This window comes from Streptomyces sp. SAS_272 (assembly GCF_052543235.1).
This window is the reverse complement of record NZ_JBMNDR010000054.1, coordinates 52,224-63,708: the sequence shown is the minus strand read 5'-3', so window position 1 is coordinate 63,708 and position 11,485 is coordinate 52,224. Positions and strand designations below refer to the sequence as shown.

Genomic DNA, 11,485 nt, shown 5'->3' with positions numbered 1-11,485 from the left:
CCGGTGCGCCCCACCCACATGTCACGTCGTGTCTGCCGACGTGTGCCGCTCTACCAGCGGTACCAGCGGCCCCGTGTCCCGCCTGCTCCGGTCGAGCGGGCGAAGAAGCCGACCAGCCAGACCACCAGGACGATCACGGCGATCCACCACAGCGCCTTGAGGGCGAACCCGGCGCCGAAGAGGATCAGGGCGAGCAGAAGAACCAGCAGCAAGGGAACCATGGTTATCAACCTCCGTCACGCCGTGTGCCCCGCTCCACGCCCTGCATGCCCCGATCTTTATCTGTTTCTTATTTGCCGGCGCGGGCATCCTGACCGGTTCGCCGCCTCGGCCGCCGGCGGCCGAGGCCCGATCCGGCGCGAGCAGCAAGTCCCGTCCGACCGATCGGGCGCCCCTGAACCTGGGGCGCACCGGCTGCCCCGCTGCACCGGAGCACGGTCCGCGCCCGTGCCGGGGCGGTACCCCGTTCGGGTCATCTCGGGCCCATGAGGCGGGAGTTGTCATACTGTTGAGGGATGGCGCTGCATCACCACAGCGAGAACGCGTGGCGGGTGAGGGTGGACGACGAGCGTGGGGCTCCCTGTGGTGCCGGGGTGCTGCTCGACGACCGGCACGTGCTGACCTGCGCGCATGTCGTGCGCTACGCGGGAGCGCAGCCGCAGGGCACGGCGTCCTGCATGCGGATCAGGAGTGTGGCGTGCAGTCCGGAGTGGACGCGCACCGCGCGCGTGGCCCCCGGGTCGTGGGTGCACGAACACGGCACACGGCGCGGCGACGTGGCACTGCTCGCACTCGACGAGCCGGTCGACTGCGCGACCAGGACCACCCTGTGGAAGGTGCCGATCTCCGGCGGCAGGGTGCGGGTGTACGGCTTTCCGCAGGCCGAGCCCTACGGCATAGCGACGGACGCCGAATTGGCGGGTTCCGGCGGCCGGGAGGGCGAATGGGGTCTGCTGCGGCAGATCCGCGCCGGCGACCCGTGGATCGAGGCGGGCTATTCCGGCGCCGGAGTCATCGCGCTGGACGGTGAGTTCAGGGGCAGAGTCATCGGCATCGTGGTGGCCGACTACGTCAACGGCGACGCCCGGGCGGCCTGGATGCTGCCGACCGAGACGCTGCTGACGTACCTGCCGGCCATCAAGGAGTTCACCGGCGGCCACCGAACCGACGAACTCGGCCCCTCCGGCGGTGAGTTGCCGCAGGACGTGCTGCACGACCCGCTGCGCCTCGCGCTCACCCAGGAGCTCACCCGGCTGCTCGACGGCGGCTGGTCCGGCACCGTGGCCGTCGGCACCGACGCCTCGGTCGGCGCGGGCTCCTCGTGGCTGGTGCGTCTGGTGCGCACGGCCGACCCGGCGGCCCGCGCGACCGTGTCCGACGCCGAGCTGACCGGCGCCCCCGGGGACACCGTTCTGGGACTCGGCTCCATCGACGCGGCGTACGACGCCTGCGGCAGGTCCGTCGCCGAGGTGCGCCGGTACCTGACGGGCCGGTTCGGGCTGCGCGCGGAGGACGACCGGGACGTGGTGCGCCGGCTGGCGCGTCGCCGGCCTCCCGCATGCCTGGTGGTGGGCCGCGTCGATCGGGCCGCGGACCCGGAGGGACTCGTACGGGATCTGCTGGGGCCGCTGGCTCGCCGGGCCCGGTCGAGCGGCATGCGGCTGGTCCTGGGCTTCGAGGACCGCCCCCCGGAGGACCTCCCCCACGACGTGTCCCTCGACCCGGCGCCCGTCGCCGGACCGGCCTCCGCGAGCGTGACCTCCGCCCAGGCGCAGACGGCGGTCGGACAGCTCGCCGCCGAGGAGGACGCGGCGGGACGGCTGTGGGCGCGGTGGGGCGGGAAGTTCTTCGGTGCGCCCCGCCCGCCGCGCAGCGTCGCGCCCCGCCTGCGGATCCGGCTGGCCGTCGCCCGGACCACCGAGCCCAACCCCGAGCTCACCGCGGTCCACGACCGCGCCCTCGAAGCCCGCGCCGAGGTCGCCGCCTTCGACCGGGCGCTGCGGCGGCTGGCCGAGGACCACGCCGACCTCGCCACGAGCCTCGAACTGCACCGGGTGCGCGCGGCGCGGTTCTTCGGGGAGGAGGACCGGCGGCTCGCCGAGCTGCACGCCCCCGCGGCCCGCGCCCTGCAGACCGTGCCGGTCGACCTCGCGGCCGCCCGCAGGCTGGTCCGGCTCCACACCGCCGAGGTCAACCGACGGATCGACGAAGGGTGACGCCTTGCCGAGGTGCAACCGCCCCGACTGCGGCCTGGGCGAGATCGACGACGACGGGTTCTGCCCGCTGTGCGACCGGCGCCCGTTGCCGCCGGGACGCGCCGCCCCACCCGCCGCCGTGGTCCGGGAACAGCGTGCCGGATCGCCGCGGGGCGTCAGCGTCGGAGTGGCGCAGGTGCGCCCGGACCCCTGGTACGGCCTCGGCCTGATCGACTCCGGTCCCGGCGCCGACCTCCCCGAGCCGCCGCCTCCCGTGGCGGGCCCGGTCGCCGAGGAACACCGGTTCTGCGCGAACCCCGTCTGCGGCCAGCCGGTGGGCCGAGGGCACGGCGGGCAGCCCGGCCGCACCGCGGGCTTCTGCGCCGACTGCGGAACCCGCTTCGACTTCGCCCAGCCGCACGGCCTCACCATCGCCGGACGCTACGACGTCGAGCGGGTCCTCGGTTCGGGGGCCTACGGCGCCGCGTATCTCGCCCACGACCGCAACCTCGAGACGCAGGTCGTCCTCAAGGCGTTGAACCGGTCGGTGGCCAGAACGGCCGAGCACGAGCGGGACGTGCTGGTCGGGCTCCGGCACGACAGCATCGTCCGCATCCTCGGCTACGAACCCGAGGGACCCCACCTCGTGCTCGAGTACATGCCGGGCGTCCCCCTGTCGGCGCGCGACGGAGACCGGCTCGAGACGCTCCTCGCGCACGGCGTCCGCATCCTCCAGGCGCTCGACTACCTGCACGCCAGAGGGCTGCTGCACTGCGACGTCAAACCCCTGAACGTCATCCGGTTCCGGGAGGAGGGCTCCGCCGGCTCCGCCCCGCCGCTGGACCGGGTGCGGCTCATCGACTTCGGCGCCGTGCGCTCCCAGGAGGAGGCCGGGCCGATCGTCGCCTACACCAAGGCGTACGCACCGCCCGAGGGCGACCCCGAGCATGTGAAGCCCACCCCCGGATTCGACCTGTACGGCCTCGGCATGACCCTGCGGGAGGTGTGCCGCTCGCACGGCGCCGACCGGGCGGCGCCGGGGGTGGACTCGCTGATGCTGCTGCTGGACCGCGCCACTGACGTCGCCGTGCCCGCGCGGAGATTCGTTTCGGCACGCCAGTTCGGCGAGCAGCTCAGCGGAGTGGTCCGGCAGATCGTGGCGGCGCCGCCGGCAGGCCGGCAGGTGGCCCGGCCGTCGGCGCTGTTCGGCTCGATGACCGAGCCTCTGCACGGTGGGCTGGGCAGGGCGCGTCCCCTCGACCACTGGGTCCGGGCGACAGCGACCGGGGACGCCCTGCTGACCATGCCCGAGCCGTTCTCCTGCCCGGGCCCCCGCGACATGGCGGGCGCCCTCCCCACACCCCTGTCCGACCCCGACGATCCGCGCATCGGGGACGCGGCCGGGAACGCGCTGGCCGAGAGCCGGCTGGCACTGCGCCGCAGTGACGTCACCCGGGCCGCACAGGCGCTCACGCACGCGGGGCTGCCCGACTGGCACTGGCTGCACGCCTGGTATTCCGGCCTGATCGCGCTGGCCCGCGAGGACGTGCCCAGGGCCGCCGGCCACTTCGCCGAGGTGCGGCGAGCCCTGCCGGGGGAGCTGATCCCACAGCTCGCCCTCGGCCTGTGCGCCGAGTTCCGCGACGACCACCAGGTCGCCCGCTCGCACTACGGCACCGTCTTCGACACCACGCCCGCGCTCGGCGCGGCCGGATTCGGGCTGGCCAGGGTGCACCTGCTGTCCGGCCGGCGCGCGGAGGCGGTGGCCACCGCGGAACGGCTCACCCAGGAGTTCCGCTACGAGCGCGAGGCGCGCGTCGCGGCCATCCGACTGCTGGTCACCGTCCCCGTGCGGCAGACGCCGCCCGCCCCGCCGACGCACGACGACCTGGCAGGAGCCCGCGCGGCGTTGGACGGTCTCCATGTGGACGACGCCGCGGCCTCCGCTCTCGAGGCGGAGATCCAGTACGCCGAGTTCCTGCGCACCCACGACCGGCTGAGGCTGTCCGAAGCGGTCCGCGGGCTGGGCGCGCACGCTCCCACCGAGCGCGCCTACGTGGCCCTGGTGGACCTGGCGAACCGGCTTCGCCCGGCGCTGGACTGGAGGTGGCCGGCGCTTCGCCGGCGAACCGGTCGTTCCCATGTCGAAGCGGGGCCGGAAACGCTAAGCTCCTGACTCGCTACGCACGGGCATACGGAGATGCGCAGGCATCCCGGGGACACACGGGACACACGGGACACAGTCGGGTGGTGCCGGTGGGGGACAGGCCGCCGTTGACAGGGCTCAGCTTCGAAGTGGACGTGGACGCACCTGCCGACCTGGCCCACGACGAGACGCGCGCCGACGCCCTCGTCACGGTCCGGGCCCGCCCGGCCGCCGGGCGCGCGACGCGGACGCAGAGCGCGGAAGTCCTCATCATGGACAGGTCGCTGTCCATGGCCGGCCACGGCAAGCTGGACGAGGCCAAACGCGCCATGTGCGCGGCCGTCGACGCCCTGCGGGAGGGGACCCTCCTCGGAATCGTCGCGGGCCATCACGAGGCCGAGGTCGTCTTCCCCGCCGACGGCGGCCTCGCATCGGTCGACGCCGACACCCGGCAGGAGGCCAAGAGCCGGATCATCGGCCAGCTGGCCGAGGGCGGCACGGCGATCGGACGCTGGCTGGCCTGCGCGGACCGCCTCTTCGCGTCGGTGTCCTCGCCCGGCGTCGTCCGCCACGCGGTGCTCTACACGGACGGCAAGGACGAGCACGAGACACCCGAACAACTGGACGGCGTCCTGGCGGCGTGCACCGACCGGTTCGTCTGCGACGCGCGGGGGCTGGGCGAGGACTGGAACTACGCGGAACTTCTGAGGATCACCCAGGCACTGCACGGAAGCGCGGAAGCCGTCGTCACCGCCTCCGACCTCGCACAGGACTTCACCCGGACCATGCGGCAGGCCCAGCGCATCGTCGTGCCCCGGGTCTACCTGGGCCTGCGCCTCAACAGCCGGTTCCGGCTGGGATTCGTCCGCCAGACCCGCCCCGTGGAGGCGGAGCTGACGGCCCGTGGACAGCATGGCGACGAGATCCACGTACCCCTCGGATCGTGGCCGCCGGAAACCCGCCAGTACCAGGTGTCCCTGCGCTTCGACCCCGACGCGCTGACCGTCGAGGAGGACCTGCGCGCCGCCCGCGTCACGTTGTACGCCGAACAGATCGACGGGACACGCGTGCCGTGCAGCGAGCCCCGGGCCATGGTCGTACGGCGGCGCGGGACACCGGGGTTCGCCGTCCCGCCGTCCGCCGACCTCACCCGCGTGGAGAACGAGCACGAGCTGGGCATGGCGATGCGGGCCTGCGCGGACGCCTGGCAGAACGGGCGGCACGAACGCGCCGACCGGGAACTGCGCATCGCGATACGGCTCGCCGCGGAACTGCGCGACACCGCGCGCCTGCGGCTGCTGCGCTCGGTGTCGGTCACCGGCCCCGACGACCTGCCGCATCTGCGCCGCGACGTCTCCCGCGGACAGGTGCAGCGACTGGGACTCGACTCCACCAAGACCGCGGCCCCGCCCGTCGACGCGGTGCGCTTACCGCCCTCGGGCGACGACGCCGTCCGCCGCTGTCCCCGGTGCGCAACGACGCCGTCGGCGCGATCGGCGACGTTCTGCGAGGAGTGCGGCCACCGCCTCGACACGCCGGCGGACGAGCCGGACGGCGGGCCGGTGGACGCCCCGTGAGCGCCACGGCCGGCCGGACCCGACGGTCCTTCCGCGAGCGAGCCGCCGACGGGCGCCGACGGGCTCGTGCGATCCACCCCGTCAGAGTGCTGCGGTGGCTCAGGGCGGCCGTCCTCGCCATGGTGGCGGCCACGGCGCTGCTCTACCTGCTGGTGTCGGCCCAGGCCGGCGAACAGATGGCCGCCGCCCGACGCACCGAGGCCGCGGTCGAGGACATCGAGCAGGCACGCGGGACGGCCGTGGCGGCGGAGGCGGCGCTCGCGAAGGTCGCCGCCACCCGGCAGGTCACACTGATCGGCACGGGCACGGAGTTCGCCAACGACACCGCGCGGGTGAACACCCTCGTCACCTCGGCGGCCGAGGGCAACGCGGCGGGCAACCGGGGACGCACCCAGTTCGAGTACGTCCAGAGCCAGTTGACCACCTGCCTGCAACTGGCCAACACCGCGGTGCGCGACTACGCCCGCAGCGGTCCCGGCACACTCGACTCCGCCCGGCTGGCGCTCACCGCGCCACGGGCGAAGGACCCGCGGACGGGGGAGTGGATCCCGGGCACGGGCGGTCTCACGGCCTCCCTCACCGACCTCGGGGACCTGCAGAAGGAAGCCCTCGACGCGCAGAAAGGGTCGCGCTGGCTGAACCCGGTCTACGTCCGATCCCTGCTCGTAGGGCCGACGGCCGTCATGCTCGTGTGCGTCCTCGCGACCGGTCACGTCGTCGCCCGGCGCTTCCGGCGCTTCGTCGGCCTGCCCTTGGTCGTCGCCCTGGCCGCCACCGCGGCGGTCGGGATCACCGCCAGCCGGCTGAGCCGACGCGACACCCTGGCCCTGCACCACACCCCGCTGCTCGGGCACTGGCTGACCACCACGCTCACGCTGGGCCTCCTCGCGGTCGCCGCGGTGCTCGCCTACCTCGGCTACCGCCCCCGTCTCTCCGAGTACAGGTTCCCGCGCCCATGAGGAAGACGCTGACGGCGCGGCTCACACGCTGTGTCCTGGTCCTCGGCCTGCTGCTGGCGGCGGCAGGCTGCGGCGGCGGGTCCGGGCCCGACCGGGTGACGATCATGATCCCGTGGTCCGGTGACGAGTTCCAGGCCTTCTACTCGGTACTGACGGCGTTCGAGAAGGAGACCGGCATCCAGGTGGACGTACAGGTCACCCGCGCCCTGACCCAGCAGCTCGACGCCGCGGTGACGGCCGGGGCGCCGCCCGACCTCGCCATGCTGCCGAGCGTGGGAGCCGTCCACGGCTACGCGGAGAGGGGGAACGGGAAGGAGCGGAGACTGCAGCCGCTCGACGTGCCCACCGACGCCTATCTGGAGCCGTTCCGCGGGCTGGCCACGGTGCGGGGCGAGGTCTACGCGGTGCCCGTCAAAGTGGACGTCAAGAGCCTCGCCTGGTTCGCGAAGCCCGCGACCGGACGGTCCGCGCCGCCCGATCTCGGCACCCCCGGGACCTGGTGCCTGGGACTGGAGTCCGGCCCCACCTCCGGCTGGCCGGGCGCGGACTGGATCGCGGACATCCTCCTCGCCCGGTCCGGCGCCGACTTCTACACGAAGTGGCTGACCGGCGGCGAGAAGTGGAGCTCGCCCCAGCTCGACGAGGCGTGGACCACCTGGCGCGCCCTCATGGGCTCCGGCGTGCGGGGCGCGACCGTCCGTAACTTCGGCGAGGCGGCCGCGGGAATGACCACGACGCCCCCCAGGTGCTCCCTCGCGCACGGCGCGCTGTCCGCCATGGGCTTCGACAAGGGGCACGACCACGACTTCGTGACCTCCTCCCCGACGCGTCGGCTGGAGGTCTCGGCAGACTTCGTCGGCATGTTCACCGACGACAACCCGGGCGCCGAGGCGTTCATCGCCTTCCTCGCCGGGACGAGCGCCCAGCAGCTGTGGGTGGACCAGGAGGCGGGCGCGGCCTTCTCCGCCGACAGCCACGTCACCCGCTACGTCACCTCGGTGCAGCAGCGGATAGCCCGGATGCTGCGGCCGCACTCCGGCTACACCTTGTGCTTCGGCGCCGCCGACGCGATGACGCCCGACGTGTCGGCCGCGTTCTACCGGGCCGTCCTCGACTACGCGAGCGCCGCGACGAGGGACCCCGGCCGGTTCCTCGCGGATCTCGACCAGGTCCAGCAGACGCTGGGAAGCTCCCCCGTTCCCCGCGACAAGCTCTGCGCCGGCCCGGACTGAGGCCGCGGCTCCCGCCCGTCGCCTGCGTCCGTGCCGCTGTCCTCGCTCCTGTCCCGGCCCCTGTCCCTCTCGCCCGGAGGCAGTCCCTCTCGCGGACCTCTCTCGGTCCTGCTGAGGTCCTCCTCCGGTCAGGGGGCCACCAGCAGACCCCGGCTGCGCAGGACCCGCCGTTCCAGCGGACTGAAGATCAGCAGATCGATGGCGATGCCGACGAGCAGGATCAGGAAGATGGCCAGGAACACCTGCGGCATGCTCGAGTTGCTGCGGCCGTTCTCCAGCAGCTGGCCGAGACCGACGCCCAGGTCGGGCGAGGAGGCGATGATCTCGGCGGCCATCAGGGACCGCCAGGCGAACGCCCAGCCCTGCTTCAGACCCGCCAGATAGCCGGGGAGCGCCGCCGGCATCACGATGTGCCAGGCCTCGCGCAGCCCGGTCGCGCCCAGCGTGCGCCCGGCCCGCAGGAACAGCGGCGGGATCTGGTCGACGCCCGCCACGAGGCCGTTGGCGATGGACGGCACCGCGCCGAGCAGGATCACGGCGTACATCATCGAGTCGTCCAGCCCGAGCCAGATCACGGCGGGCGGCACCCAGGCCACCGACGGCAGCGACTGCAGTCCCGACAGGATGGGGCCGATGGCGGCCCGGACGAACCGCACCCGTGCGACCAGCAGGCCGAGCGGCGTGCCGATGACGAGCGCCAGCAGGAAGCCGAGCAGCCCGCGCGACACGCTGGTCCAGATGTAGTCGAGCAGGGTGCCCTGCACCCAGGCGTCGCGGATCTCGCTCCCCACGTCGGCCGGCGAGGGCAGCTTGTAGTCCGGGGCGACCTCGAACCACACCAGCAGCTGCCAGACCAGCAGGACCAGCACGACGGCGGTGACGGGCGGCAGCACCTTGCGCAGCAGGGTCTCGCGCAGCGGCGTACGACCCGTCTGCACCGCGTCCAGCGCGTCGAGTCCGGCCTCGAGCCCCGTCAGGTCGTGCGGGTCCCCGGGGGGTCCGGCTTGCGGGTGACCGTCCCCGTCGACGGCGACGCCGGTGTCAGTGCTGGCCATGTCGGCGGATCTCCCTACGCAGTTCTTCGGTGATCTCGACTGACAGCTCGGCGACCGCGCTGTCCTCGATGCGGCGCGGCTGCGGAATGCCGATCGTCCACTCGCGGGCGATGCGCCCCGGCCGTGAGGACAGGAGCACGACCCGCTGGGCGAGGCGCACGGCCTCCCGCACGTTGTGCGTGACGAAGAGGACCGACAGTCCCGTCTCGCGCCAGATGCGGGTCAGTTCGTCGTGCAGCACGTCCCGGGTGATGGCGTCGAGGGCCGCGAACGGCTCGTCCATCAGCAGCAGTCGGCTGTCCTGGGCCAGCGCACGGGCCAGGGCCACGCGCTGGCGCATTCCGCCGGAGAGTTCGTGCACGCGCTTGCCGTGCGCGCCCCGCAGCCGGACGAGGTCCAGGAGCCGTTCCGCCTCCTGGCGGCGTTCGGGTGCGGCGACCCCCCGCAGCTTGAGGGCGAGTTCGATGTTCTTGCCCGCGGTCAGCCAGGGGAACAGGGCGTGTTCCTGGAACATCAGGGCCGGCCGGCCGTCCGTGGCGATCGAGCCGGCGGACGGCCGGTCAAGTCCCGCGACCAGGTTGAGCAGCGTGGACTTGCCGCAGCCGGAGGCCCCCAGGAGGGTGACGAACTCGCCGGGCGCGACATCGAGGGTGATGTCGTCCAGTACGAGCTGATGTCCGCCGGGAGCGCCCGGGGCGGGAAAGGACTTCGAGACGTGCGCGATGCGGGCGGCGTGGGTCGCCGCCGTGGCGGTCTCGGCAGCCTGGGCGATCGTGGTGGCCATGGTCGTCACCTCCTGGGAGCTGTTCGGTTGTGGGGGATTTCCGCTACTCGGCGCCGAGACCGGCGTCGCTGACCTCGGGCTTGCCCGCCGCCTTGAGGACCTTGTCGAGCGGCGCGAGGTCGTAGATCCCCTTCAGGTCGGGCTGGTCCAGCAGACCGGCCTTGACGGCGTGCTGCGCCTCGGTGTCGAGCGTGGCGGCCAGCGGGTCGTCGAGGAAGGCGATGGACTTCCAGGCCGGGTCGAGGACCTCGGCGGGCAGCGCCTTGCCCGACAGCTTCTCCAGCGCCGTGTTGGCGGACGCCTTCGCCTTGTCGGGGTTGGCGTTGATCCACTCGTTGGTCTTCACCGAGCCGCGCAGCACGGCCTCGACGACGTCCGGGTGATCCTTGAGGAACTTCTGCGACACGATGATGTTCGTGATCACGAACTGGTTGTTCGGCCACAGCGTCGACTCGTCCAGCAGCACCTTGGCGCCCTCGGCGACCAGCTTGGACGCGGTCGGCTCCGGCACCCAGGCGCCGTCTATGGAACCGGACTTGTAGGCGTCCGGGGTGATCTTGTTGTCCGTGCGGACGACCGAGACGTCGCCCTTGCCGCTCTGCGCGTCGACCTTCCAGCCCTTCTCCGCGATCCAGTTGAGGAACGCGACGTCCTGGGTGTTGCCGAGCTGCGGGGTGGCGATCTTCTTGCCCTTGACGTCGTCCAGGGTCTTGATCTTCTCGGGGTTGACCACCAGCTTCACGCCGCCGGACGCCGAACCGCTGATGATGCGCAGGTTCTTGCCCTTGGACTTGGTGTAGCCGTTGATCGAGGGGGAGGGGCCGATCCAGCCGATGTCGATGGAGCCGGCGTTGAGCGCCTCGATCTCGGAGGGGCCGGCGTTGAAGGTGGACGCCTTGATCTTGGTGCCGCCGAGCTCCTTCTGGAACAGGCCCTCCTGGACGCCCACCAGAGCGGTGGCGTGTGTGAGGTTGGGGAAGTAGCCGATGCTGACCTCGTCGGCGGACAGCTTCTTGGCGTCCGCCGCCACCGCGGTCTGCTTGCCGCCGTCGTCGGTGGCCTCGGAACCGTAGCCGCAGGCGGTGAGCAGGAGAGGCAGGGCGGCGATGGCGGCGACGGCGCGGAGTGTGGCGAGCGGTCTTGCGGCAGACACGGCAGTGTCCTTTCAGGGAAACGGAGAGCGGAGCGTGAAGGGCGGGTCGGGACGACGGCCTTCCGCGTGCACCGGCGCGCCGCACCTCGGCCGCCGACGGCGGAGAAGCCGTGGCGGGCCGGGCGACGGAGCGCGGGCGAGTGGGGGAGCGGCCGGCCGGGGGTGTCGGGCGCCTGGTGCGGCGGCCGGACGGGAGTTCAGCGCTGGTGAGGGTGGGAATGCAGCTGCTGTGGCGTCAGACGGGGCGACAGAAGGCGCTGGAGGTGCGGCCGAAGTCGATGTGGCGGCGCGAGGTCAGCAGGGGCAGCGCCCGGCCGGTGCGGTCGAACGAACTCATGGCCACCCCCTGATCCCTAGTATTCCTACCTGGCTGATAGGGATCGT

Annotated in this window: 9 protein-coding genes; 5 read left to right on the top strand and 4 right to left on the bottom strand. The window is 72.8% G+C overall.

The genetic code is table 11. The features are described 5' to 3' along the window. Window positions 1-50 precede the first annotated feature (50 nt). Window positions 51-221, bottom strand: a complete 171-nt coding sequence (locus ACN6LD_RS27270) for a DUF5670 family protein (protein WP_057580461.1) — start codon at window positions 219-221, stop codon at window positions 51-53. A 294-nt stretch (window positions 222-515) separates the two neighbouring features. Between ACN6LD_RS27270 and ACN6LD_RS27265 the strand changes: the two genes are divergently transcribed. The 5 genes from ACN6LD_RS27265 (at window position 516) to ACN6LD_RS27245 (ending at window position 8,109) form a co-directional block, all read left to right on the top strand. Then, window positions 516-2,216 (top strand): S1 family peptidase, encoded by a 1,701-nt coding sequence (locus ACN6LD_RS27265; RefSeq protein ID WP_445044561.1) that lies wholly within the window; start codon window positions 516-518, stop codon window positions 2,214-2,216. Window positions 2,217-2,220: 4 nt separating this feature from the next. Beyond that, window positions 2,221-4,371, top strand: a complete 2,151-nt coding sequence (locus ACN6LD_RS27260; RefSeq protein WP_319195213.1) for a tetratricopeptide repeat protein — start codon at window positions 2,221-2,223, stop codon at window positions 4,369-4,371. Between the two features lie 125 nt (window positions 4,372-4,496). Beyond that, window positions 4,497-5,918: a vWA domain-containing protein gene (locus tag ACN6LD_RS27255; protein ID WP_319195214.1), complete on the top strand. Its 1,422-nt coding sequence runs from the start codon at window positions 4,497-4,499 to the stop codon at window positions 5,916-5,918. Next, window positions 5,915-6,877, top strand: coding sequence for a hypothetical protein (locus tag ACN6LD_RS27250; protein WP_445044560.1), 963 nt, complete (start codon window positions 5,915-5,917; stop codon window positions 6,875-6,877). The genes ACN6LD_RS27255 and ACN6LD_RS27250 overlap by 4 nt, the downstream gene beginning before the upstream one ends. After that, the gene (locus tag ACN6LD_RS27245; RefSeq protein ID WP_445044559.1) at window positions 6,874-8,109 is read left to right on the top strand and encodes an extracellular solute-binding protein; all 1,236 of its coding nucleotides are present in this window, start codon (window positions 6,874-6,876) and stop codon (window positions 8,107-8,109) included. Before ACN6LD_RS27250 ends, ACN6LD_RS27245 begins: the two co-directional genes overlap by 4 nt. A gap of 128 nt (window positions 8,110-8,237) precedes the next feature. On the opposite strand, the gene ACN6LD_RS27240 is transcribed toward ACN6LD_RS27245, so the two are convergent. The 3 genes from ACN6LD_RS27240 to ACN6LD_RS27230 are packed head-to-tail and all read right to left on the bottom strand — an operon-like array spanning window position 8,238 to window position 11,101. Then, window positions 8,238-9,164 (bottom strand): ABC transporter permease, encoded by a 927-nt coding sequence (locus ACN6LD_RS27240; protein ID WP_445044558.1) that lies wholly within the window; start codon window positions 9,162-9,164, stop codon window positions 8,238-8,240. Next, window positions 9,151-9,948 (bottom strand): ABC transporter ATP-binding protein, encoded by a 798-nt coding sequence (locus ACN6LD_RS27235; protein ID WP_057580455.1) that lies wholly within the window; start codon window positions 9,946-9,948, stop codon window positions 9,151-9,153. Before ACN6LD_RS27235 ends, ACN6LD_RS27240 begins: the two co-directional genes overlap by 14 nt. Window positions 9,949-9,991: 43 nt before the next feature. Further along, a complete protein-coding gene (locus tag ACN6LD_RS27230; protein WP_319195218.1) occupies window positions 9,992-11,101 on the bottom strand; it encodes an aliphatic sulfonate ABC transporter substrate-binding protein in 1,110 nt (369 codons plus the stop codon). Window positions 11,102-11,485: the final 384 nt, after the last annotated feature.

Coding starts and splice junctions, on each gene's coding strand:
- ACN6LD_RS27270 (WP_057580461.1), bottom strand. CDS start 221: ATGGTTCCCTTGCTGCTGGTTCTTCTGCTCGCCCTGATCCTCTTCGGC.
- ACN6LD_RS27265 (WP_445044561.1), top strand. CDS start 516: ATGGCGCTGCATCACCACAGCGAGAACGCGTGGCGGGTGAGGGTGGAC.
- ACN6LD_RS27245 (WP_445044559.1), top strand. CDS start 6,874: ATGAGGAAGACGCTGACGGCGCGGCTCACACGCTGTGTCCTGGTCCTC.
- ACN6LD_RS27240 (WP_445044558.1), bottom strand. CDS start 9,164: ATGGCCAGCACTGACACCGGCGTCGCCGTCGACGGGGACGGTCACCCG.
- ACN6LD_RS27235 (WP_057580455.1), bottom strand. CDS start 9,948: ATGGCCACCACGATCGCCCAGGCTGCCGAGACCGCCACGGCGGCGACC.